The organism is Neobacillus niacini (genome assembly GCF_030817595.1).
Taxonomy (GTDB): domain Bacteria; phylum Bacillota; class Bacilli; order Bacillales; family Cytobacillaceae; genus Neobacillus; species Neobacillus niacini_G.
In genome coordinates this window covers 5,545,281-5,569,889 of sequence record NZ_JAUSZN010000001.1, presented here as the reverse complement: position 1 = coordinate 5,569,889, position 24,609 = coordinate 5,545,281, and the positions used below count along the sequence as shown (strand labels likewise).

22 protein-coding genes are annotated in these 24,609 nt (G+C 32.0%); 1 reads left to right on the top strand and 21 read right to left on the bottom strand.

Going from position 1 to position 24,609, the window contains the following annotated elements:
• The 5 genes from QFZ31_RS26315 to QFZ31_RS26295 all read right to left on the bottom strand — a co-directional run bounded on the left by QFZ31_RS26315 (nt 1) and on the right by QFZ31_RS26295 (nt 4,224).
• Nucleotides 1-456: a signal peptidase I gene (locus QFZ31_RS26315; protein ID WP_307308799.1), complete on the bottom strand. Its 456-nt coding sequence runs from the start codon at nt 454-456 to the stop codon at nt 1-3.
• A complete protein-coding gene (locus QFZ31_RS26310; protein ID WP_307308796.1) occupies nt 443-721 on the bottom strand; it encodes a PqqD family protein in 279 nt (92 codons plus the stop codon). Before QFZ31_RS26310 ends, QFZ31_RS26315 begins: the two co-directional genes overlap by 14 nt.
• Complete coding sequence (locus QFZ31_RS26305; protein ID WP_307308793.1) at nt 718-1,500, bottom strand: hypothetical protein; 783 nt, start codon at nt 1,498-1,500, stop codon at nt 718-720. The genes QFZ31_RS26310 and QFZ31_RS26305 overlap by 4 nt, the downstream gene beginning before the upstream one ends.
• Before the next feature lie 89 nt (nt 1,501-1,589).
• Nucleotides 1,590-1,805, bottom strand: coding sequence for a hypothetical protein (locus QFZ31_RS26300; RefSeq protein ID WP_307308790.1), 216 nt, complete (start codon nt 1,803-1,805; stop codon nt 1,590-1,592).
• A gap of 304 nt (nt 1,806-2,109) precedes the next feature.
• Nucleotides 2,110-4,224 (bottom strand): right-handed parallel beta-helix repeat-containing protein, encoded by a 2,115-nt coding sequence (locus tag QFZ31_RS26295; RefSeq protein WP_307308789.1) that lies wholly within the window; start codon nt 4,222-4,224, stop codon nt 2,110-2,112.
• Between the two features lie 569 nt (nt 4,225-4,793).
• Between QFZ31_RS26295 and QFZ31_RS26290 the strand changes: the two genes are divergently transcribed.
• Nucleotides 4,794-7,451, top strand: a complete 2,658-nt coding sequence (locus tag QFZ31_RS26290; protein ID WP_307308787.1) for a right-handed parallel beta-helix repeat-containing protein — start codon at nt 4,794-4,796, stop codon at nt 7,449-7,451.
• A gap of 792 nt (nt 7,452-8,243) precedes the next feature.
• On the opposite strand, the gene QFZ31_RS26285 is transcribed toward QFZ31_RS26290, so the two are convergent.
• The 16 genes from QFZ31_RS26285 to QFZ31_RS26210 all read right to left on the bottom strand — a co-directional run bounded on the left by QFZ31_RS26285 (nt 8,244) and on the right by QFZ31_RS26210 (nt 24,551).
• Nucleotides 8,244-9,413 (bottom strand): acyltransferase family protein, encoded by a 1,170-nt coding sequence (locus QFZ31_RS26285; RefSeq protein WP_307308786.1) that lies wholly within the window; start codon nt 9,411-9,413, stop codon nt 8,244-8,246.
• A 690-nt stretch (nt 9,414-10,103) separates the two neighbouring features.
• Nucleotides 10,104-11,645: a lipopolysaccharide biosynthesis protein gene (locus QFZ31_RS26280; protein WP_307308783.1), complete on the bottom strand. Its 1,542-nt coding sequence runs from the start codon at nt 11,643-11,645 to the stop codon at nt 10,104-10,106.
• A 1-nt stretch (nt 11,646) separates the two neighbouring features.
• Complete coding sequence (locus QFZ31_RS26275; RefSeq protein WP_307308780.1) at nt 11,647-12,678, bottom strand: glycosyltransferase family 2 protein; 1,032 nt, start codon at nt 12,676-12,678, stop codon at nt 11,647-11,649.
• A 44-nt stretch (nt 12,679-12,722) separates the two neighbouring features.
• The gene (locus QFZ31_RS26270; RefSeq protein ID WP_307308778.1) at nt 12,723-13,817 is read right to left on the bottom strand and encodes a polysaccharide pyruvyl transferase family protein; all 1,095 of its coding nucleotides are present in this window, start codon (nt 13,815-13,817) and stop codon (nt 12,723-12,725) included.
• A 167-nt stretch (nt 13,818-13,984) separates the two neighbouring features.
• The gene (locus tag QFZ31_RS26265) at nt 13,985-15,172 is read right to left on the bottom strand and encodes a glycosyltransferase (protein WP_307308776.1); all 1,188 of its coding nucleotides are present in this window, start codon (nt 15,170-15,172) and stop codon (nt 13,985-13,987) included.
• 18 nt (nt 15,173-15,190) lie between these two features.
• On the bottom strand, nt 15,191-16,381 hold the full coding sequence (locus QFZ31_RS26260) for a glycosyltransferase (protein WP_307308774.1): 1,191 nt from the start codon (nt 16,379-16,381) through the stop codon (nt 15,191-15,193).
• 46 nt (nt 16,382-16,427) lie between these two features.
• Nucleotides 16,428-16,850 carry an adenylyltransferase/cytidyltransferase family protein gene (locus QFZ31_RS26255; RefSeq protein ID WP_307308772.1) on the bottom strand — a complete coding sequence of 141 codons (423 nt, stop codon included), beginning with the start codon at nt 16,848-16,850 and terminating at the stop codon, nt 16,428-16,430.
• Nucleotides 16,831-18,006 carry a CDP-glycerol glycerophosphotransferase family protein gene (locus QFZ31_RS26250; protein ID WP_307308771.1) on the bottom strand — a complete coding sequence of 392 codons (1,176 nt, stop codon included), beginning with the start codon at nt 18,004-18,006 and terminating at the stop codon, nt 16,831-16,833. The genes QFZ31_RS26255 and QFZ31_RS26250 overlap by 20 nt, the downstream gene beginning before the upstream one ends.
• 87 nt (nt 18,007-18,093) lie before the next feature.
• Nucleotides 18,094-19,122, bottom strand: coding sequence for a glycosyltransferase family 2 protein (locus QFZ31_RS26245; RefSeq protein WP_307308768.1), 1,029 nt, complete (start codon nt 19,120-19,122; stop codon nt 18,094-18,096).
• Nucleotides 19,123-19,226: 104 nt separating this feature from the next.
• Nucleotides 19,227-19,574 carry a helix-turn-helix domain-containing protein gene (locus QFZ31_RS26240; protein ID WP_307308766.1) on the bottom strand — a complete coding sequence of 116 codons (348 nt, stop codon included), beginning with the start codon at nt 19,572-19,574 and terminating at the stop codon, nt 19,227-19,229.
• A gap of 38 nt (nt 19,575-19,612) precedes the next feature.
• Nucleotides 19,613-20,746, bottom strand: a complete 1,134-nt coding sequence (locus tag QFZ31_RS26235) for an aminotransferase class I/II-fold pyridoxal phosphate-dependent enzyme (protein WP_373459939.1) — start codon at nt 20,744-20,746, stop codon at nt 19,613-19,615.
• Nucleotides 20,747-20,794: 48 nt separating this feature from the next.
• On the bottom strand, nt 20,795-21,445 hold the full coding sequence (locus QFZ31_RS26230) for an acetyltransferase (protein ID WP_307308761.1): 651 nt from the start codon (nt 21,443-21,445) through the stop codon (nt 20,795-20,797).
• Nucleotides 21,442-22,056 (bottom strand): sugar transferase, encoded by a 615-nt coding sequence (locus QFZ31_RS26225; RefSeq protein WP_307308756.1) that lies wholly within the window; start codon nt 22,054-22,056, stop codon nt 21,442-21,444. Before QFZ31_RS26225 ends, QFZ31_RS26230 begins: the two co-directional genes overlap by 4 nt.
• A 35-nt stretch (nt 22,057-22,091) precedes the next feature.
• A complete protein-coding gene (locus tag QFZ31_RS26220; protein ID WP_307308753.1) occupies nt 22,092-22,235 on the bottom strand; it encodes a hypothetical protein in 144 nt (47 codons plus the stop codon).
• A gap of 28 nt (nt 22,236-22,263) precedes the next feature.
• Entirely contained in the window at nt 22,264-23,331 is a 1,068-nt protein-coding gene (gene galE / locus QFZ31_RS26215; protein WP_307308751.1) for a UDP-glucose 4-epimerase GalE, read from the bottom strand.
• 23 nt (nt 23,332-23,354) lie between these two features.
• A complete protein-coding gene (locus QFZ31_RS26210; protein ID WP_307308747.1) occupies nt 23,355-24,551 on the bottom strand; it encodes a glycosyltransferase in 1,197 nt (398 codons plus the stop codon).
• Nucleotides 24,552-24,609: the final 58 nt, after the last annotated feature.

Sequence of the window (24,609 nt, the reverse complement as noted above, 5' to 3'; positions counted from 1 at the left end):
CTAGAATTGTAATTTGTATTTCATATTAATAAGTTTCCGCAAAATACCTGAAAGAGCGGGAACCATGAGAATCAATTTTGCCCATAACCGGGCGGTGATTTGGTTAGAAGTTATTTTGAAATTTTGTTTCTCGATGGATATCAATCTTCCAAGAATTTTTCCAGCTTCAATAGGCTGATCTAATCCGAGGTTCGTATCTCCTTTAAAAAGAAATATCTGTTTGTTTTTGATTGTTTTTTTCTGAACAAATCGGTGGGCAATTAACTGGCCTGTTTCCGAAAAAAACAAGATGACATCGCCCGTTTTTATTAAGGATGGGTCACATGGAGTAAACCTACATAAATCTCCTTGTTGGATATAGGGATACATGCTATTTCCATATGCAGGAAGATTTAACCATCCATCCTTATGAATAGCACTTTTTAATAGTTTGAATGTGGTTTCATCGATTAACATTTTGAATCAGCCCACACTCTACTAGATTGTGTAAAAATTCTTCCACATCTTTTTTAACCTGTTCTTCGTTTTCGCCTATTTCATACATATCCATCAAGGATTGTGTAAGGGTATCCGCTGTTTGTGATTCATTAAGTAATGACCAGCAAACTCCGCCCACTTCATTGATTTTGGTAACGGTGTAATCATCGGTATTAAGAATAATCCACTCACCATCTAGCTCAGTTGCATCATAGTTGCCTTTATGAATATATTGTTTTATCACGAGATCAACTCCCAAAATGTGTTGTTTTTTTGAAAATGAAGTTCATAGACAGGTACCATATTTACTAAGTTTGTTAATAACTTCATAATATTTTTTGTCTCTTCTTGACTATGTTGCCAAGCAAATACCTTATTCATTAATCGAAGAATGGCCTCTGATTTTGTTAGGCTATTTCTTTTGTTTAGATGGGATTGGTAAAGTAGATTTAAACTATCTAATGTAATTTCCCTTTCTAATTTATCGGCTTCAATTTCACTTCTAAATGGAGAATTAAACACCGTTACATTATTTGGAGATATTTTTACTAAAGTAGCCTCATCTGAAAGCAGGACTCTTGGATATGAAAGTTTAGCTACAGTTGATTTACCGGCACCCGATTGTCCAGCAAAAACGTGTACATTGTCTTTTTCCATGGCACTTGAGGAATGAATGAGCAACCCCCAATTACGATAAACAATAAAGGAACTATATATATTCATTAGTGCATGCTTTAATGCCAAACCATTATTAACTAAAATAGTTGCAACCTTATATTCACAATCAACTTCAATTAAATAATCTGCTCTTCGGAATACGATTTGATCATTGTTTTTTGTAATATCAACTTTATAATCAAGAAATGGAACACCATATCCTTCTTTAATTGTAATAGAGAGATCGAACTTGAGGTTATAATTATTAATAGTTAGAAAGTTTACGTTAAACATTTCCGCTAATTTGTTAGAATCGCAAATAATGTGTATGAAATGATCACCAATTTTTGTAATTATCTCCTTCATATTTAATCCCCCATAGAGCCCTTTTTATAATAGGAAAATCAATGGATTCACCATCGACTTTCCATAGAAAACTTTATGTCTTCTTCACACTATTTACCTTTACCCTTACCATTATTATTACCTGGACCATCACTATTGTCAGGCCGAGGTCCAGTGTAAGGATCATTTGGGTAATGTATACCATCATTCCCTTTACCTGGATGTTCTAGATTTCCATGTCCTTTATTCCAGCTTTGCGCTGTTTCAAAACGAATAGGTAGATGACTTAAAATCCTTGGGCTTTTATAAGCTTTTTCTTTTATCACGGTTTTCACCTCCTTTTATCTTTCGTTCATTATAAAGAACGAGTAGATTAAAAAAAATACACTTAAACTAATCTTTTTCACACTTTTTCTTTATTCTATCTCTACCTAAAAATTATAATCCAGAAATAATTCTTTTTAAAGAACAATCATTCGACAAAATTCTATTTTAAGTATTTATTTCTTTCTCTTCTGGACTTAAAAAATTAAAGTAGAATAAAAATTAAAAAGGCCCTATATCTAGGGCAGTTTCTTCACATATTAAAAAATAACTTGTTCGGGTCATTACCGTCATAGGTGTCAATATTTATTTTGCATTATTGATGGTATTGCCTTCAATCTTATAAAATGGGGCGTTCTTTCCACCGTTGGTTGGGTTTACTACATATAAAGCTGATTTAGAATATATTTTATTTCCTTTGATGATTGCAGCAAACACGTTTGTTGAATTCGGAGTTCCATTTGGTCCCAGCTTGATTAGCGGAGTATTACTTTTGTTTTTTGATGCTAAAATTGTATTTTCCAAGAGCTCAAATTTTTGTGCTCCAAGAATATAGATTGCTGCGCCATACCCAATGTTCTCCGTTACTACTAACTTTGATTTCTTTATTGTTACTACTGGTTTCCCATATAAATCGTTGACAGAAAGAAGATTGGCTTTGTCTTTTACTGCACATCCATTAAGTACATATTTTCCTTCGCGGTTTATTTCAAGTTTTCCCACCTCTAAAGAGCATCGATTATAAGTTCCCGCAGGAAGAACAGTTCCTTTTCTATCAATATCATTCATTGTTAAGCGATCATAGACATTTTCGTTGTTCCCCGGTCCAAAAAGGATGCCTTTTCCTTTCGTCTCAGCCTTGATAGTTACATCTTTCAGATGAACTTGCTTATTCCAAATATACAGGACCCCAGGTCGAATCCCATTATGCTGGATGGTTACATTTGATACTTCTTGTCCTTCCTCACTTCCTACACTCAGACTCGCATCCAAGAGCTTTGCGTTTCTAAATATTATATTTTTTCCAAGGAGTTTAACTTCTCCTTTTGTAAATTGATTATTAATCACTTCGGAATTTCTAGAAAATAACGTTAAACCTGTTCCATTAAAAGTGTTATTCTTCAGGACCAATTCTCCTCTAAACCCTTTATGGGCGTGAACCCCTACAGTCCCTTTCAGGGATTGTTCAAATCTATTATTTTCGATTCTGGCATTCTCACCGTAGGCAAGTACGATTTGGATTTTATTATCCGTGAATGTATTTCCTTTAATGACTGTATTTTTCCCTGGGTAAAATCCCGGCTCGATGTCAATTCCACTTTGGGGGGCTGTTCCATTTGTATGATGTATATGATTGTTCAATATTTTAACACCATCTGAACCGACTAAACTAATACCCTGCCTTCTGTTAAACCCTATATCGGAATTTTTGATGGTGATATTTTTTGAGATGTCTACTGTCATCCGGTTTACTTTAACTCCTTTTGTTGAGGGAGCTTCAAAGACAGCTTTGAAATAATCAGCATCATTCGGAATGGTTGATTCCCCTGAATAGAAACTAAGCTGCTTTTCTCTTTTAATAAAGCTTCCATCTTTCCTATAATAAAAGACATCCACTTTGCTTCCTTGATCAATTCCCTTAGGAAGCCAAAAATAAATATTTCGATATGTATTGTACTCTGGATTGTCAAAATTAGTAACTTTTCTACTATTGGTACGGATCTTTCCTTTAGCTGCAATAAGATTACCCTTGTCGTCTATTCCGCCTGCTTCCAAATATGTTTCCGAAATCGTTGAACCCGTAATGGTAGTTCCGCTTACAATAATTCCGTCTCCAGTGAACTTTTTAAGTTTTACACCGTCAATCACCACATTTTCTGCTCCAACAATTTCAATTCCAGTTCCCCACTCATGCGTCCCTCCTGTTTCGGAACCTTTTTTTGAGTAATCATGTGTATCTCTCTCCCCTATGTAAGTACCTCCTTTGACGGTTACGTTTTTCACATCAGTACCCAGGTAAAGAACCGAATAAATTTCAAATTCGTTGGTTTCCTTTTTCAAAACTGCTTTGTCACTTAAAAAAAAGGTCATATCGCTGACCAGATTTATTCTTGCATCAGGATCAGCTTGTCGTGTTCCTTTGGCAATGAGGTAGGTTCCATCAGGTATCTTGAAGGTTTTAAACCCCTTTTCTTTCGCCCATTTAAGGGCTGAATTAATCCCTTTCGTCGTTTCATTCGCATGGGTTCCATTATTGTGAACTCCCCATCTTTTTAGCTCTAGTTCATAAACAGGGCTTTGTACCTTATTTTGTATTTGTTCTTTGGAATTAGCAGTAGCTTTAATAATAACTTCAACAGGAAGATTTGCAGCTGCTGCTAGAATCAATATGGCTAGGCATGAAACAATCCATTTTTTCATTACATGACTCCTTTTGGACGATGGAAAGATTAATTGGCACAATATCATTTCTTTCTTTTTATTCATCAAAAGATACATTCTAACTTTAAGAGACCTTGGAAAAAATTTTATATGAGGATTAAATCGATTTAAATATCTTTCTTTCTAGTTTTATATTGACTCATTAGATCATTACAATGGATCGATCTACACGGCTGAATCAGCAAAAGTAAAGGTGTCATTATGTTTTAAACTAGCTTAGTGCACATAAAAAAAGGCTTATCTAATATGTAATTCATATAAGCATCCTTGGCTGCTTTGAATATTTATATAAATGAGGCAATGAATGCGAATTGAGGTGAGAACGATTGTTTATCTTACAAGAGAACAACAGGTTAAATATTCCGTTTATCGTAAAAAAGGACAAGATATTTGATTTTAAAAAATATTATGTAGAAGTAACTTTACTGAGCGACTTAACAAATTTTTGTAGACATACTAGTCTTGATTTCATTTTTGATACAGGTTTTTCTACTATATTTCGTAATAAAAAATATTGTCTGAAAACTTAAAAAGGAGGAGTTGTTCATATGTCCAATGCTTATGTCTTGGATTTAAATTATTGGGGAGTTTCTAATACTATTACCAATTACGGAGACAAAACGTTATCAACAAAAAACTCTAATGGGATTAATAATGCCATATTATGGGCAGCACAGCAGGGATATACGGAATTTGTATTTCCTAAAGGAACTTATTTAATTGATGAAACAATCCCGATTCAACCACAAAGTTTTATGACAATTAATTTGGGTGGATCTACTCTAAGAATTCGGAACAATGGATTAGCCTCTTATTCTGTTATTTGTTATAAAAAAAATCAAGTGTTTTCCCGAATTACAAACGGTATTATTCAAGGTGATCGATATAACCATGACTATACAACACCTGGTCAGGCTAGCACACATGAATGGGGAATGGGTGTTTTATTCCCCAATATAGTAGATACAACTAAAGGTGAAGGTACTAACACTCGCTTTATCACTATTGATAACATAGAATTTTTAGACTTTACAGGGGATGGCGTATCTTTATTTTCCACAGGTGGAGCATTGTACACTACAACAACCCCAACTAAGACTTATGCTATAACATTTGAATCGGGTTCTATAAGTACCACTGATGGTAAATTACTAGCCGATTCAAGTAAAATCCGTTCTAATATATTTATAGATTTAACTAATTCTAAGATAACAAAATGGAATACTTTTGGTATTTATGGCGATATTAGTTATCAGTCTGTTGGTTCGGAGATTGATGATACATTACCATTTGATATCATTTTTTATAACTCTAACGGCACATTTAACTCCTCCTTAACAAACATTGATTTTTTTGATGAGATACCACTACCTGATGGAGCAACAAGCGCAAAAATTGTACTGCACCAATCAAATATCCCTTCATCTACAGGAAACGGATTAACTTTAAGAAGTATGACAATACCTAAATTTACATTTATAGAAAAGTGCCATATACATCACAATCGCAGACTAGGTGTTGCACTGCAGGGTGCTAAGTTTGTCTGGGTTAAAAATAATGATATCCATCATATAAATGGTACTGGTCCATCAGCCGCATTGGATGTTGAAGATAACTATGCTTTAAATCAAAACCTATGGATTGAAGATAACTTTCTTCATGATAATAAGTTACAATTGATATTTGTAAAAGGGAAAAACTTTCACGTGAGGAATAATAAGATTGAAAGAGGTATTGGAATCACTGGATACCCAGGTGTAAGTAAGTTATTTATAGAGGGAAATTATATTAAAGATACAGGTATTAACATAGATGGTGAATGTGTAATAAGTAATAATCACCTACACAGGTCAAGTGTTATTATAGATAATGGTACAACAGAACCTGCACTTGTCGATAATAATATGTTCTGGAATAGTTCATTAAGTGTAAGAAGACCTAAAGCTTATTGTGTTTCTGTATCCAACTGTAAATTTACTATTGACTCGGACTATAATAAGGCTATTTCAGGTGCTGGATTTACTGCTGGAACATATCCTCAAACTATGACAAGTTGTATGTTTGAAGGATATTTAGCATCTACTAGCTTAATATTTAATGGTGATAATAATGCTGCTGAAGGATGGTCATATAATAATGTATTATTCCTTAATACTAAGAAGACTGTAAATAATAATGGTGGTATAAAAATACCAAGAGGTACTTATACCAATTGTCGTTTTAATAATACAGGTATATTGTCGACTAATAAACAAATAGAATTTATAGGTTGTACCTTTACTTGGGATGGTTATAATCTTTTTAACTTCTCAAGTAATGAGTTAGCAAGATTCATAAATTGTATTTTTTATGGTGGATCTAGTACAGCCTTCTATTTTTCGGCCATAACCCAAGGACGGGTGGAATTAATAAATAGCTTATTCGAATATACAAATGCAACTTCAACTTCTTCAGGTATAATTGATGGATCTTGGGGAAATGTTTCTGGAGGCATTATTATAATTGATGGGAATAGATTCAAGTCCAAGTTATCCATGAAAGCAATTGACTGTCCTAGCTTAACCCCAGATCAATTACAGATAACCTTTATCAACAATACATTAGAGGGAAGTATTACTTATTCAGTTGATAAAACTCAGATGCCATCATTCCGTAATAACACCATTAACGGGATTATTGACCCTTATGACTGGTCAACTTCGGTACCAACATCTGGATACTTCAAATTAGGAAAACAGATTCTAAATAGAAATATGGCAATAGACGGATTTATGGGTTGGACATGCACAAAAGAAGGCTTTACTGATAATTTCATTACTTGGCAAGCTTCAAAGGTATATAACATAGCCGATAAAATCTCAGTAAATGGATATGTTTATTACTCTACTGTTTGGAATGCCAAAACCTCAACCACGATGCCAGTATTTCCAACCTCGCCGCTATATTCTACTGTAAATGATATAGCTGGGATGCCAATATGGACAGCGAACACGACACATACTGTTGGGGACAAAGTCTTACCGTCAATATTAACAAATTACTACTATGAATGTACTAAAGCTGGGACTAGTGGTGGCATAGAACCAGCTTGGGGTACTTCCTCTACTGTAACTGATGGATCCATAGTTTGGACAAGAAGAACCATTCAGGTATGGAAACTAGTTGGAGCAAAAGCTTTATTTAAAAAATTTGGAACATTAAGTTAGGAAAAAACAGTAAAACATTAAGGAATTATACAATTAACAACATTTTTCGAGTCAATAAAATTGTTAAAAACTTCAATTAACTAAAATTTTTAACAATTTCCCAAACACTTAAAACAATTAAAATATAATGATTCTGTTTGTTAACAAGTTTTTAAATAACAGTACAGTATAAAACAATAATAAGAATAAAATAAGTATTAAATAAATACTTCCTATTGTCTTTGCAATATAAAAGGTATCTTTAAACATCTGTTAAAGCAGGTGTTTTTTTGTATATCAAGGTAGTCGAAAAGAATTGTTAATCATTTATTTAAAGAATAGAGATGATAAGTACATGTTTTTTGGTTAGTAAATGAATTTACACAATACTACGACAAATAGGAACATAAACTAAGTGGCCTAGCTTTCACTAATGTATTTCAGAAGATAACTTTTCCACGACAATTATTTATGCCAGGAATATTTTCGTAAAGGAATGATTCCCCCAGCCACTACTGTTTACCATATTCACATTATTAAAGAACATCCAGAGATGGGAAGGGTTGTATTTGTCAATATTAATTTTTGCCAGAGTGATCACTTCAAAAGCCGTACTGTTGATAACCCACTAACTGATTCAGAATCAAAGTGACTGGTTTGCTGCCAAAGTAAGAACACGAATAATAAATGGGGAATTTTCATAATAAATCGATCAAACAAAATTCATTGTTACACATCCTTATTACCTAAATTGATATAAATTTAGGTATTATTGAAATATAGCTTAAAATTTTCATAGTTAAACTGGTCTCATTACATTATCTTAACTTTTATTCCAACTTTACTTTGTTTATCCTTAACTAAGGAATGTGACCTTGTAAGATATTTCCCCAATTTAATAGCTGAGTTTTCCACAAAATAATACATGATACTTGATACTATTATTGTTGCTATTATTGCGATACATAAAATTACCCACATAGGCAACATGTCATTCAAAAAATGGATACATGAAAGTAATATTGGTAAATGTGAAAGGTATAAACTATATGAAATTTTTCCAATATGCCTTATCATTTTGTTCTTTAAAATACGCGCTAAATTCAAAGATGAAACTGAAAATATAATTAAGATTCCTGCTCCAATGGATGTAAACCACGAATCAATAACAGTTCTATAAAAAGGCTCAAAATCAGTAATGATAATGTTTAGTACAAATGAAGGATGAGCATATAAAAATAATAAAATTCCGATAAGAAAAAGGATAATTTTTATCCTAATGGTTAAATTTGAAATCAAATTAATAATTTTCTCCCTATGTTTTGCTATTAATGCTCCAATAATAAACATTGAGCAGTAATGAAGAGAAACATATAGCTCGGTTCCCAGAAATAAGGGATTTAATAAATTAAAGTAAATTACACTTACAATTGATACTCCAATACTGAAAACTATGCCTTTCTTATAGTCTAATCGAACGATTATCATCATGATTAATGGAAAAATAAGGGATATTCTCATCTCATGGACTAGAGACCAAACAACATTATTTAAATTACTTGAAAATGTTTTAATTAGTATTATATGATCTATTACTGTATTTATATTTATAGAAAACGACCAATTAATATTAAACCAGTTAGATAACCCCTTAATATTTTCAGTATAGAAAATTCCCCTTAATATAAATGCAATAAATATAGCAAAAATGTATGGAACATAAATTCTTGATATTCGTTTAACCAAATATCCTCCATAATTAAATTTCCTCTTATCATAAAAAGGCAGGGACAAAACAAAACCGCTTAAAACAAAAAACAATGTAACTGCTTCATTACTAGCTATTGTTGCACGTAGTGGTCCATATTCAAATAACAGTTTAGATAATATGGTCTCGTCATAAATTAAATACATATGACCAAAGACAACAGATAATGCTGCAAGTCCTCTCAAAGAATCTAGTTCCTCGTATCGATTTATCATAAAAAACTCCCCTGACTTCCAATTTAATATAGGGTTTACAGTTAGCTTCATCTAAGTTAATAATAGTATTATATTTACTAATTCCCTTAAAAAGTGGTGGTGCCAAAAGTATAAGGATAATATAGGTTTGTACAAACCACCATGCACCATTATATGAATTAGATAAGACAAAGAAATTAAGAAGAAATTTAGTTGGACTACCTGGTAATAAATCAGACATTCCAACAATAGCCGCCTAAAGCTAAAAAAATTATTAAAACGATCCATAGTTAATTAGTAATTTAATTATTCTTTAGAATCTTCTTTATACTGGAACCCTTTGCCTTATTAATGCTTAAAAATAAGCCGTATCCACTTGCAAAGCAAAACATTGGGACACATGCATCACCAAATAAGCCAATATAGTAAATCAATGGAACACCATTTATTATCGAGAAAGTTTCATATAATCCATTAATTTATTTCCTGCAAAAAAGATGAAGGAGCAGCATAAATAATATGGCTACTCCCTTCATCATTTTCATATCATTTTTTGTAAATTCCATTTTAACCATACTCCTAATTTTTAAAATCATTTTTACAGTAGCAATTTCAAACTATCTAATATATTGCTCAAATAAGCACAAATGTAAGTTCCCTTCTTCTTGGTTTCTTTCTTTTGAGTTGTAATATTGTTGGAACATATATTTATTACACACCTTTCGAACTACTAAATTTAGACTGATTTAGGCTTAAAACTCCAACAATATTCTTTAAATACTGAAATTCTTTGGTTTTATAAAAAACAAGAATGTATATTATGTTAATAATTAATAAACAAGTAAACCCCTTTGCAACTAAAGCTAAAAAAGTACCTTTTATTAAAATTAGATTACAAATTTCCACACAAATTAGACCAGTGAAAAGTGTTAATGCAATATAAAATAAATAGCATTTGATATATAAATGAATTGGTTTATTAAAGATATTTTTATATACTAATCTAGGAGCTTTCCAAAAGACAACGAGTATGCTAATAGTTGTTCCTAAAAATATACCTGAAACACCCATGTATTTAGCCAATAATATTGATGACCCTAAATTGACGGTAGCTCCAATTAATGGCATATATTTATCCTCAACAAATATTCCGCCTTTTACTTTGAAAGTAAAAATAGCAGTTCTTAGTCCTGAAATATAAAAATTAACAAGTATTATTATCACTGTAAGTGAATCTAGTAAATATTCTTCTCCAAGCCACCATATAATAAACGGGTTTAATAAAATGTATAATACTATTGCACCTATCGAATAAATCCAGAAGTTAATTAGGAAGACTACTTTAAAAACAGAATATTTCTTATCATTATCTTCTGTAGCTATTAGATTTCCCACACTTGCTCCAATACCATTAAACACTGGAGCTAATAAAAGGCTAAGTTGACCTATTATCATTGAATAATTAGAATATATACCAACAGTTACTATCCCCACAAACGTAGATATTAAAATATTATCTGTACCATTTAGTGCATAGCCACCGATATTATGTAAAAGTAGTGCTTTTATTTTAGTTATGATGCTCTTTTTCTCATACTCATCGATAGAATGCTTTTCTCTAGTTTTAATATAGGAATATCTTTTATCAACAACTTTCCCTATAAATAACACTTGTATTAAATATAAAGAAAGTTCTATTAATAAATAGAGTACATAGTTTTTTGTTAATATTAATACTATAATCTTTGCAATTGTAGATATCACTTGAAACGTTAGGTTTATGCTAGATATTACATAGCCCTTTTGATCTGCATTAATTAACGATAATTTATGTGCATTTAGATATGTTATGAAATTTTTTGATACAAAAATAAAGTACGCTGTCGCTAAATAGGGGATAGATTCACTATCTTTTATTAAATATCCTAAAAATGGAAATAGCACTATACTTAGAATAAGAATAAATATTGCTATAATAAAATAAGCTTTTTTATATAATTGAATAAGTGCAATAATTTTAGGTTTGTCATTTTCAGCCAATGGTTTATATAAAGAAAAAATGATACTGGTGCCAATTCCACTCTCAACTAATGCTAACATAGCTAAGACATTGGTTAATAATCCGTTAACGCCTAAATATTGTGGCCCTAAGCTGTCCAGAAAAATTTTTCTTGAAATAAACCCCAATAATGCGATAATCACTTGGGATGTTATACTCACCAATATGTTTTTTAAAGAATTTTTGGTTCTCATTTTACACTACCTTATGAAAATAATATTGTACCTTGTTTTTAAATTTTACAATTCTATAGAATAATTTAATATTCCCCCAAATACAAACCATTCTTAAAATCATATAATATTTAGAAGGACATTCATACATTAATATATCTTGGCAGAATTCTTCATCATTAAAAATCTCGTTTATTATATTATTTTTATCAATAATGGGTATTTTCCTAGATACTACGTCTTGCATAAAACTAAGAGTAACTGATGTATAATGGTTCCTAACTATACCTGAGTATTGTTCTAATTTATATTTTTTACAGATTTCTAACATGAATTTTTTATTATCCCGAACATACTCATATAGGTTTTCTCTAAAAATCTGAGTTAAAGAGTCTCTCTTATAGATATAATAATTATATAGAGGTGTATCCACAAAAACTAAATTATTAATTAGGGTAAGTAATGTAAAATTTAACTTTGCATCCTCACTATGCTGTTTTTGTTCATCAAATCTTAAACTTAAGCTATTGAAAAGGGATTTTTTATAGAGCTTGTTTACACAAGATACTAAACTATAAGTCTTTTCCTGTAATATCGAGGGTATTAAAAATCTTTGTATCGTATTTTTATTTAAAGAACAATTGACGTCTTTCCAAACAGCTGATATAGATGTTGTATTATTATTAAAATTTATTGTTTTAATCGGACATACCACTATATCTGCTGCATTTTTAAGAGCAGTTTGCAATAATACATCGTACATTTCTGGCTCGATTGTATCATCGGGGTCAATAAACGCAATATATTCCCCTTTTGAAAGTTCAATCCCTTTATTTCGTGCAGATGATACTCCATTATTCACCTTATGAATTACCTTGATTCTATTATCCATTTTTGCATAGTTGTCACAGATTTCTCCGCACTTGTCTGGGGAACCATCATTAACTAATAAAACTTCAAAATCTTTAAATGTTTGAGAAAGTATTGAATCAATACATTTGGGTAGGTATTGTTCTACATTATAGATAGGTACAATTATACTTATTTTTGGCACTTTTCCTTTCCTTTCCATAAAACTTAGTTTTATACTAAGACCTCTTATCTAATAAATGCGTCTAGCTTTTCGAACTGTCTAGCAGCATTAGAAAAGACTGTTTTATCTTTTAGTCTATTTACTTTTGTTATAGATACAACTTCATTTATATCAAGGTTTTCAATATCCTTTAAATAACAACAATTATCTTCGATTGATAAATCTTTAAGAACATTATATGTTTTATCACTATATATTATTGGAAAAACAGCTTGATTAAGTAGAAGTGCTAAAATTATTGAATGGAATCTTGTACCTACTATCGCTTCGCATGCTTTATATTCATCTAAAAATTGATCTATATTTCCTTCATAATTAATGACTTTAATTGAAGGAGAATAATGACTGTTCATTCTACTTCTAATATAATTAATAATCCCGAGATCCCCTTCATTTTCACAAAATGAAAAGAATTTTATTTTATATCCTAGGTCTACGTATTTCTCAACTAGTTGGATAACCTTTTCGTTATACTCATTATAATATTGATTCAATCCCTTTCTTTCTTTCAAATCTATAATAGAAAACCCAATGCATTTCTCTAGCTTTTCGTTATTCTCTAATTCTAGGTTAAATACCACATCAGGCGCATATCTTACATTTTCAAGCTCTCTAAATAAATTGTAAGAATAACTATCTCTAAAACATATGTCATCAAACTTTGCAAAAAACTCTTTATGTCTCTCTATAAACAATTCATCCCTAAATGGTCCAAAATTAGAACCAATTATAAATGTTTTCTTATTATATTTTTTGAATCTATCTGGTAAAAAACTTCTTGTTTTTAGCCCATTTTTCCAATCTTTATTTTCTATAAAGATAGATCCACCAATATTCAAAAAAGCATCATACTTTCTAAAATTTAAAAGGATTTCATTTAGTTTATAAAATAAATTAATGTTCCGTTTTCCTAGTTTTACGCTAAGTGTTTTAATTATATGGACATTATTATAATTCATAAAAGTCTTTATATATTTATCATTAGATGTTAATAAAAACCATTCAATGTTTGGATATCTATCAAATAAAATTTTTAAAAACAAATCATCTCCTAAATTTGTTGAGTAATATGCACTAACTAAAATATTTTTTTTTCTCAAGATAGCATCCACCTCAAAATATTTTTTATAACTTCTAATCAATTTTATGAAAAAACTCTGATAAACCAAGATTATGTTAAATTATGGAGTTCTAATTTATTGAAAACCGTGAGTAATAAAATAATCGAACATTGATTTTTACGCACTGCTTTTAGTTTACTTTTGATTCAAAACACATTAAAAAGCTTTTTCATTTCGAAAGAGTTATCATAGTCTTCATTAGATAAATTACTTGAAAATTGATATCGTAAATTCCTACTATCTATTAAATTTTTTACTGCATAATAAATCTCAGTTTCATCAATATTCACAATTAATCCCGTTTTTCCATTCTCAATCTGTTCTTTTGCTCCATTTACATTAGTAGTTACAATCGGTTTATTAAATTGTTTGGCCTCAATTAGGGTAATACAGTATCCCTCATACCTTGATGGTTGTACGTATAAATCGCATTGTTCCAAATATGGGTACGGATTTGTATCTGCTCCTAATAAAATAAAACTATCCTCTAAATTGTTATCTTTTATCAATTTTTCATAATTTTTCCGTGAAATTCCTTCGCCAATGCAATACCATCTTACTTTATATCCATCATTAATTAATTTCGCTAATGCACGAATTGCTAGATCTTGACCCTTTTCCGTTGCTAGTCTACCGACTGTTAATATTTTGAATCCATTAAATTCATCCTTAAACCCACTGCCATCCTTGGCTTGGTTTCGAATAATTTCCGGAGAAACAATGTTGAAAAAAACTTCAAATTTTTCTCTTAAGGTCGGGACTAAATTTGTTAATTTCGATTTTGCTTCATTTGAAACAACAAAAATTTTATCAAATTTTTTATAAATTTTAGCAGCAAACTTTTTGTTAAAACCTATTTTATTTACATCAAAATGAACCCACTGAACTTTCTTTTTAGCTTTTATTTTGTTAATAACAAAATAGCTTATGAAGTCCATTGGACCAGCATAAGCTACTGCAAGATCATATTCAGTATCATTTTCATAGTATTCTTTTAAAAGAAACTTAAATAACAAGGTTCTTTCCTTTAATATACTTGAAAAAAGATGGATTAATGTGATGTTCAAAGCCTGTAGTACCTTACCTGCTTTAAGAAAATTTATAACAGTTGTACGTGGTGGTTGGTTCAATATATGTTTTATATCCTTATAACCATTATAATATTTGATATGAACATGATCTGGAATTGAATTCAAAAATCCTCCGTATTCCTCCAACATAAAAATTGTTATTTCGTATTCTTCTTGTGGGATTTCTGCAATCATGTTGAGCAATGCTTTTTCAGTTCCACCAACATTCATGTTAATAAGCATAAATAATATTTTTTTCTTCATATGATTACTCGCTTTCACTTATCCTATTAAATTATAAAATTTTTCTAATTCCTCTATATTTCCTTTTTTCTCAGCACGTAAGTAATCAACAATACTTTCCCTTAATTCTTTCTCATTTATCAATTTTAATATCCCATTACAAACGGCATTCGAATTCATATCAACGACTAGCCCATTTTTCCCCTCTACCATTTGATTGTAAACTGCATCAAATTTTGTAGTTACAACAGGAATATTAAGCATTCGGGCTTCAGCAATCGCTAGTCCAAATCCTTCAAATCTCGAAGTCTGTACATATATATCAGCATTTTTTATATATGGGTATGGGTTGGATTTGACTCCTAACAATATAAAGTAATCAGATAAGTCATTTTCTTTTATTTTTTCCTGAATTTCTTTTATTAAAGGTCCCTTACCTAAAGCATACCATCTAAACTTAATATTTTTATCTTTAAGCTTTTTGCAGGCATCCAGTGCTAAATCATATCCCTTTTGGTGAGCTAATCTACCGATAGTTAGAATCTTTAATCCATCGAAATCATCCTTATAGCCCTCCCCGAAACCTGCCATCTTGGTAATAAAATCAGGATTATTTATATCATATATAACATCAACCTTTTTGGAGTAAGCAGGAAATGTCTCCAGTAATATCTCTTTCGTAGAGTCAGATACAGCCACGATTCTATCATATTTATCATAAAATCTACTTTGAAATTCTTTCTCAATTCCATCTAATCTATAACTTACATTAACCCAAGCAAACTTTTTCTTTGCCTTTATTTTTTCTACTACATAGAATGTAGGGATTCCTTGAGCATAACTAATGGCAACATCGTATACTTTAGGATTTTTTTCTATAACATTAGAAACACTCTGCCAGAATATTCTCGCCTTCTGGGCATTGCTATATTTTTTCTTACGAATTCCCATTGAGTATTTCATTCTGGAAGATAACATTTTAAAGTCAAATTCCTTAATTGAACTTTTAATTGCACTTTTTACATCTGAGGCTGCAAATTCTGTATACTTTAATGGCTTTAGTATCTTAACTTCTTTAGGAACTAATTCCTCAAGCACCCCACCGTGGCCAAACAGCATCAAGTCTACCGAATGCTTGGAATAGTCTAGAAGTGATAAAAGTGTAACCAGACTTTTTTCTGCCCCCGCACAGTGTAAAGAGTCTATTACAAATAATAGTTGTTTTTTCATAATGTTATATTTCACTTCACTCTTTTTTCGAATTTTATTAATTACCTTATAATGTTATTTTCTTCTTTACAATTGTTGATGACACTCCCTGAGTGTAAGGAAAATAAATAATCTCAACCCCTACTAGATTGAACTCCTTTTCAACCTCATTAAATAGTACGTTTCCCTTCCAATCATCCCCCACAAACATTACGTCAAACTGTAGGGATTCCCAAGCGGAAAATTTATCCCTATTGGTTTGAGGAACAACCTTATCAACATATTTTATTCCCTCGACAATTTCCATTCTTTCATGATGTGGTATTACTGGGCTTTTCTTCTTATATTCCATTACTAATTCATCCGTACTTACTCCAACAATAAGATATTCACATTGTTCTTTTGCCTTTTTTAAAATATTTAGATGCCCTACATGAAATAAATCAAATACTCCTGCTGTATAACCAATTTTATACTGCTTCTTTTTCATAACCTTTCCTCCTATCATCGTTAAAACAAACCTCTTCTATATGCTTGAGAAGGTGTTCATTTGCTTTACCACTTTCAAATGATCCCACTCTTTTTAAAAAATAAGATAAGCGTTGACTGTACATTGTATTATCAAAGCTTTCAATTTTATCAAGTAACTCTTGAGTATTTTCTGCGGAAATAAAAGGTAATTCCTTTATATCAAAGTATAAATTCCGATCCTTCTTTATGTATTCAACTAAATCTGGGACGAATAAGAAGCAGGGTCGTTGGGTAATAGCGAAATCAAACATAAGTGATGAATAATCAGTAATTAAGACGTCAGCAATACTTAGTAACTCCTGAATATCATCATAGGACGTGACATCAATGACGTTGTTATAGAAAGTTAATTGACTAGACTGGGACATTAGGTGTGGATGTAATTTAACTAAGAAAACCCACTCCCCTCCAAATTTATTTTTCAACCGTTCCATGATGTTTGAATATTGAATGTTATAAACCTCTAAATTATTATCTTTCCTAAATGTAGGTGCATAAAGAATTATCTTTTGATTGTCCTGAACGTCTAGTTCCTTTAGAATTTTGTTTCTAAAAAAGGAATTATCTTTGAACAGTAAATCATTTCTTGGTGTACCATGTTCAAAGATATCTCCTTCATACCAGAAAGCTCTTTTAAAAATATCCGAGCTATAATCACAACCGGATAGTAATAGATCACATTTTCGAGAGTCCTTTTTTGCCATATTAATATAGTTTGATGGCAGAGATTCTTCCGCATCTTTTTCTATTTGTTTTAAACGCAAAAAGCTATGCCAGGTTTGAATATAATACTGATTTTTTCTTTTAACATATAAATCTGTTGTTCTAAAATTGGTAATCACAATTTTAGAAGTACATAATTCATAAAAATACCTAAATGTCATGATCTTTACTTTTCTAAAGTCGCTTAAATGTTCTTTACCATTAAGATCATTGAAAGCCCATACCACATCAAATTTATCTTTAGGATAATTCTTGAGAATATATTCTGAAATATATTTAGGGCTACATCCATATTGACTTCCATAGTAGCTAAAAAAGAATATTTTATTTTTCTTAATTGGAAGAAGGTTGAAAATATAAATTATGAAAAGTGCTATATAGTTTTTAATCAAATCTTTTTCACCCCCGTTGGATTAAAAAAAGCACCTCCATATACTAAGAGCTGCCATACTTATAAATACCTATCTTCTTGTTTCCACTTATAAATCTCTTCTTTCCAGCCCAATCGGTTGAGGAAGGAACCTTATCTTTCTTAATACCTTTTGGAAAACCAGAAATATTGTATAAAGATAGGGATGAATATTAAACATAATTAGTTGCTTTTTTAATAGTTTATCATCGACCGTTGCTTTTTTTAATTCTGAGTAGTTCCCCTTGATATACTCGAAAATTTCTTTTCGATACAACCCGTTGCGATCCTTTTTCCTGTTCCGCAAGAGAAGGATATAATGGATTAAATTGTTTTTTAATAGTGCCTTATATGATTCAGCTGTTAGATTCTCATAATACTTTTCAATAAAACGATGTCTTTCTTTTAACCCCTCAAGAATATCCAAGTTTCTTGGTGTATAAGTTCCTACAATGCTGTCTGCTCTTTGGAGATAAAAATAAAAGGGTTTATTTACACAAACAAACGTTTTTACTCCTTGCATCACTTGATGGGCCCAAAATACATCTTCAAACAAAACGCCTTTTTTAAAAGGAATGTCTTTGATTATTTTAGTTTTGTAGAGCTTACCCCAGGCAAAGTTTTTGACTATGTTGTTTTTCACAAGTTCATACATTAATGATTTATTATCTAATACTACTGGAGAAGCATTCTGTTTATAAACCCTACTGTCAAATAACAAATGATCATTATACGCATAATAAAAAGCTGATTGCACAACCTCAGCTTGAAATTTACTACTAGTTTTCACAAGTTCCTCTATCATACTTCTATCCAACCAATCATCACTGTCAACAAAAAGAGTATATTCCCCTGTTACATACTTCATCCCATAATTCCTAGCATCAGATAAACCTCCATTTTCCTTGTGTATAACCTTGACTCGATTATCTAATAATGCATAATTTTCTGCAATGTTACCGCAATCATCAGGAGACCCATCATTCACTAAAATAACCTCTAGATTTCTATAGGTTTGATTTAAAATGCTATCGACACATTTTGATAGGTACCTCTCAACCTTATATATCGGAACAACCACACTTACTTTTTGGTTCAACTTACATCCGCCTCCCTACATATTTTTGGGTTCATAAATGAAATGCTGGAAGTCGGCCAAGCCCAGAAAATATTCATATGAGTTAATGTTAATCTCCAAATAACTTATTTTTTTGCTTCCGTATTCTGATTCTGCCACTTTATAAATTCAATCAATGTTTTATATTCGTTCAATTGCCCTTTCTCAATGCCCGTTTCCCTTAACTCATTTACTATTTCAAGCCATTCATTATCATTAGATTGTTGGTCCTTAGTTTCTACACTTTTTAAAAGTTCCTTTATATCAACACCCAATTCATTTGCAATCTTTCCTATAACGTGAATTGAGGGATTCTGGTTTAAGTTTCTCTCAATATTACTAAGATATGACTTTGAGATATTTGCACGTTCTGCAAGAGCTGATAATGTTAGCCCTTTTTTCATACGTATTTCATAGATATTTTTTCCTATCATCACTCATACCCCGTTTAGTCTTTTAAAATTTTTCTGCCTCAAACACATCTCTTCCTACCATTTGCAAATGCTAAAGTTTCTTTAATACAATTAATAACTCTTAATTGTTCCTCTATGGTCATATTGGAACCAGATGGTAAGCATATGCCGTTTTCAAATAAATATTCAGAGATATTTTCCCTCTTACTATGTGAATAATATTTAGCTCCTTGGAAAATTGGCTGCATATGAAGCGGCTTCCATACTGGACGGGCTTCAATATTTTCTTCTGTTAATGCATTTAATACATCTTGAACAGAAACTCCTGCTTCTGCCTCATTAATCGTAAGAGCTGTTAACCAACGATTTGATAGGGTATTTTCTAATTCCGGCATGAAGTAAATCCCTGCCGAATGTGCTAACTCTTGATAATATTTTTCAAAGATTAGCCTCCTTGCTTCAACCCTATGGTTCAAAACTTCTAATTGAGCCCTGCCAATCCCCGCTAAAATATTGCTCATTCGGTAATTAAACCCTATATTGCTATGCTGATAATGTGGTGCAGGATCACGTGCTTGGGTTGCCAAAAAGCGAGCTTTTCTTAACCCTTCAATGTCCTCTGAAATAAGCATTCCCCCACCGGATGTGGTAATAATTTTGTTGCCGTTAAACGAATAAATCCCGAATTTTCCGAATGTTCCACTTGCTTTACCTTTATAAATTGACCCAAGTGATTCTGCTGCATCTTCAATAATAGGAACATCGTATTGATTGCATATAGAAAGGATCTCATCCATTTTTGCACTCTGTCCGTACAAATTCACAACGATCACAGCTTTTGGTAGTTTTCCTTCACTACTTGCATCTATAAAAGCCTTTTCTAAAGCTTCAGGAGACATATTCCATGTATCTAACTCGGAATCGATAAATACTGGCTCTGCACCTTGATATATAATAGGATTGGCACTAGCAACAAAGGTGAGGCTAGAACAAAAAACTTTGTCACCCTTTTTCACATCTAATAAAGAAAGAGCCAAATGAATTGCTGCGGTACCTGAACTAACGGCAACAGCTTCATTGACTCCCACATAATTCGCAATTTTTTTTTCGAATTCATCAATATTTGGACCAAGTGGCGCTATCCAGTTGGTTTCGAATGCCTCATCTATATACTTTTGCTCATTCCCACTCATATGTGGTGATGAAAGAAAAATTTTCTTTTTAAAAGTTGTATTTAACAATTAATTCACCCTCAAACTTATTTGATTGACTTTTTTGACCTTGGCAGGAGTACCAACGGCTGTACAAAAAGCGGGAATATCCGAAATCACTGTTGCCCCAGCACCAATAATAGTCCACTCACCAATCTTAATGTTAGGGATAATCGTGGATCCTGCGCCAACATAGGCACCCTCACCTAATTGGACAGTACCGGTTAATGTGGCACCAGGGCAAACATGAGAAAAATCACCTACGATACTATCGTGTTCAATCACTGAGCTTGTGTTAATAATGGAATGATTGCCGATTCTACTATCAGCATTTATTACAGAATTAGGCATAATAACAGCTCCATGACCTATCTTGGCAGTAGGACTAATAACTGCCGACTTGTGAATCACGGTTATATAATTTTTATATGTGAGATTTAGTCTATGTACAATTGAATGACGAATCTTATTATCCCCGATTGCAATGACAAATTTAATATCATGTGAATTTTCGACTAGTCCTTTGGCTGATGAAATGGGTCCACAATAAATATCCTCTATTAATCCTAACTCATCATATTTGTCATCCAAAAAACCAACAATGTCATGTTCCCGATTAGATAAAATCATATCGACTATTACCTTGCTGTGACCTCCACGACCAACTACCACAATTTTCATCCATGTCCCCCTCTGACCGTAGAATTCGAACCTGTAAAGCTTTCCGCTGTAGCATTTCCTGGTTGATTTATTCCTTCCGAGACCACTACTTTATAAACGGTTAAAAATAGGATTTTAATATCCAGTAAAAACGATTGATTTTTTACATACCAGAGATCCAAATTAAATTTTTCTTCCCACGTTATTGCATTTCGACCATTGATCTGTGCCCAACCGGTTATACCAGGTTTAACATTGTGGCGCATTGATTGCTCCTTTGTATAAAGGGGTAAGTACTCCATTAACAGAGGTCTTGGACCAACTAAGCTAATATCACCCTTAATTACATTTATTAACTGAGGGTACTCATCGATACTATATTTTCGCAGGAATTGACCAAACGAGGTCAGCCTTTTATCGTCTGGCAGCAATTGACCTTTATGATTTCTTTCATCAGTCATCGATCTAAGTTTATAAAGGTAAAATGGTTTACCATATAAACCTGGCCGCATCTGTTTAAATATAATCGGAGACCCTAGCTTTACCTTCACCAAAAAGGCAAAAATGACATAGATGGGAGAAAAACATATTAATAAAATTAATGAAACTATGATATCAAACAAACGCTTCATTACTAGCCAACTCCTATAAACTTTCTAATACATCATTATTCCTTTTCAGAAATAATTTGTTGTTTTATTTCTTCGATTAATTCTATGATATTTATCTTTTCTGATTCCTGAACTTTAAAAAATGTTTTTACTAAAATTTGTTCAAGCTTCTGTTGTGTTAATAAGCTAGTCATACTCACTTCTCTACCCCACAGCCACAAATAATTTTTACAAATTAAAATCGCCACTCTTCACTAAGTGGCGATTTTCTAAGTCAGCGATTCTATTGTTATATCCGTTTGGGTTTTTCATCTGCCACCTCCAAGAGTCAATACACATCTCTTGAATACTTTTCACTGCCTCCCATCCTAACTCTTGTTTCGCCTTTAATGGATTAGCATAACATATGGCTGCATCACCAGGTCGTGCTTCTACAATTTTAAACGGTATTCTTTTCTTTGCTGCCTGTTCAAAAGCTGATACCAGTTCTAATACGCTATAGCCTTTTCCAGTACCAAGATTATAGGCATCAATACCAGAGGAGTTTGTAACTTTCTCAAGTGCCCTTAGATGACCATTGGCTAAATCCACTACATGAATGTAGTCCCGGACACCAGTTCCATCTTTGGTAGGATATTGATTTCCAAATACATTTAATTCTTTTAGTTTTCCTACTGCCACCTGTGTTATGTAAGGCATAATGTTATTGGGAATACCAGTTGGGTCTTCGCCAATAAGCCCACTAGTATGAGCTCCGATTGGATTAAAATATCTTAAAAGTGCAATACTCCAATCACTATCTGAAACGTAAAGATCCTGCAAGATTTCTTCAATCATTAACTTGGTTCGACCATACGGGTTCAATGTCCCAAGAGGAAAATCCTCTGAAATTGGAAACCGCTCTGGCATACCATACACAGTTGCTGATGAACTAAAAACTAACTTTTTAACATTATTTTGTTTCATCGCTTGGCATAGGACAAGCGTACCAGTAATATTGTTATGATAATATCTAAGCGGAAGGTTAACCGATTCACCGACTGCTTTTAAGCCAGCAAAGTGGATGACCGAATCGATATCATTTTCCCAAAATACTTTATTCAATTTCTCCTCATCCAGTAAATCAATATAATAACTTTTGAAACTTTTACCTGTAATTTCTCTTATTCGGTTCAAAGATTCTGGATTACTATTAATAAAGTTATCCACCACTACAATTTCATAGCCCGCATTCAATAATTCAACACATGTATGGCTGCCGATGTAGCCAGCTCCTCCAGTAATAAGTATTGCCATTTACATAACACCTACCTTATTTTCTAACCTAATAGGTTATATAACTTTTCAATTTCATTCTCGTTACCATAATCCTTCGACAGTACATTTGATATAAGCCTATTTCTAAGGTTATCATCATTTATTAAACTTTGAATTCCATTTACTAAACCTGATACATCTTGTGTAGTAATTAAAGCATCCACTCCGTTAATTGCTTGGCTTTTAGCTGTGGGAAAATTGGTGATGACAACTGGCTTACCTAATATTTGGGCTTCTCTAATCGTCACAGCCTTTCCTTCATACCTTGATGGCTGTACATAAATATCACAATTTTTAATATATGGATATGGATTTGTCTTTTTACCAAGCAGAAAGAAACTGTCAGACAAATTTAATTGTTTGATAAGTTCTTTTAAGTCAGCTTCAAGGGGACCATATCCAACCACATACCACTCAATATCGTATCCAGCTTTTAATAATTCTTTACAAGCTCTTATTGCATAATCTAACCCTTTTGCATGTGTTAGACGCCCTACTGTCAACAAAATAGTTTTTCCTGGTGTCTTTTTGAATACCCCTGAGAAATCATCATTGGCTTGTTTCCTAATAAACTCAGGTGACAAAATATTTTCTATTATGGTTGTTTTTGGTTTAAACTCTGGGAAGATATTTAAGAATGTATTTGAACACTCTTCTGAAACAGCAACAATGTTGTCCAATTTATTCCACATTTTCGTTTCAAGTTTCTGGTTTACATGAATATTGGAATAATCAGTATGGATCCATCCAATTCTCTTTTTTGCTTTTACCTTTTCAGCGACAAAATGATGTGGCCATAGAAAACCTATGGCCACATCATATTCTTTATTAAGTTTTGGAAGAAAAGGAGTTGCCATTTCCCAACCATATTGGATAACAAGGTAGCCTGGTTCATCAATACTTTTCACTTTACCGTGAAAGGAACCTATATATTTTGCCATCATGCGCGAGATTGCAACGGGTATTTGTCCCTCTTTAGCGATTTGAGCAATTGGCATTCTGAAGGTTGTATATTGAGGTAGTTCTGGTAATAATTTTGGACCAGTCGGGAGAAAAGGAAGGAATTCTCCTTCATGTTTAAATAACATCAAGTCCACTTCATATTTAGTGTAATCAATATTATTTAGTAAACCAATAAGACTTCTTTCTACCCCACCTATAGCCAAGTCAAAAGATGCGATTAATAACTTCTTTTTCATGTTACGTTCCCCGCCATATTAATATTATGTTTCATTATTATTACCTACCTTCAGGATT

Excerpts from the sequence above, each read along its gene's own strand:
- QFZ31_RS26255 (WP_307308772.1), bottom strand. The coding sequence starts at position 16,850 with ATGAAAAAGAAGCAGTATAAAATTGGTTATACAGCAGGAGTATTTGAT.
- QFZ31_RS26280 (WP_307308783.1), bottom strand. The coding sequence starts at position 11,645 with ATGAGAACCAAAAATTCTTTAAAAAACATATTGGTGAGTATAACATCC.
- QFZ31_RS26240 (WP_307308766.1), bottom strand. The coding sequence starts at position 19,574 with ATGATAGGAAAAAATATCTATGAAATACGTATGAAAAAAGGGCTAACA.
- QFZ31_RS26230 (WP_307308761.1), bottom strand. The coding sequence starts at position 21,445 with ATGAAAATTGTGGTAGTTGGTCGTGGAGGTCACAGCAAGGTAATAGTC.
- QFZ31_RS26235 (WP_373459939.1), bottom strand. The coding sequence starts at position 20,746 with ATGAGTGGGAATGAGCAAAAGTATATAGATGAGGCATTCGAAACCAAC.
- QFZ31_RS26260 (WP_307308774.1), bottom strand. The coding sequence starts at position 16,381 with ATGAAAAAACAACTATTATTTGTAATAGACTCTTTACACTGTGCGGGG.
- QFZ31_RS26210 (WP_307308747.1), bottom strand. The coding sequence starts at position 24,551 with ATGAAAAAGAAGTTATTAATCGCATCTTTTGACTTGGCTATAGGTGGG.
- QFZ31_RS26290 (WP_307308787.1), top strand. The coding sequence starts at position 4,794 with ATGTCCAATGCTTATGTCTTGGATTTAAATTATTGGGGAGTTTCTAAT.
- QFZ31_RS26295 (WP_307308789.1), bottom strand. The coding sequence starts at position 4,224 with ATGAAAAAATGGATTGTTTCATGCCTAGCCATATTGATTCTAGCAGCA.
- QFZ31_RS26225 (WP_307308756.1), bottom strand. The coding sequence starts at position 22,056 with ATGAAGCGTTTGTTTGATATCATAGTTTCATTAATTTTATTAATATGT.
- QFZ31_RS26305 (WP_307308793.1), bottom strand. The coding sequence starts at position 1,500 with ATGAAGGAGATAATTACAAAAATTGGTGATCATTTCATACACATTATT.
- QFZ31_RS26285 (WP_307308786.1), bottom strand. The coding sequence starts at position 9,413 with ATGATAAATCGATACGAGGAACTAGATTCTTTGAGAGGACTTGCAGCA.
- galE (WP_307308751.1), bottom strand. The coding sequence starts at position 23,331 with ATGGCAATACTTATTACTGGAGGAGCTGGCTACATCGGCAGCCATACA.
- QFZ31_RS26315 (WP_307308799.1), bottom strand. The coding sequence starts at position 456 with ATGTTAATCGATGAAACCACATTCAAACTATTAAAAAGTGCTATTCAT.
- QFZ31_RS26265 (WP_307308776.1), bottom strand. The coding sequence starts at position 15,172 with ATGAAGAAAAAAATATTATTTATGCTTATTAACATGAATGTTGGTGGA.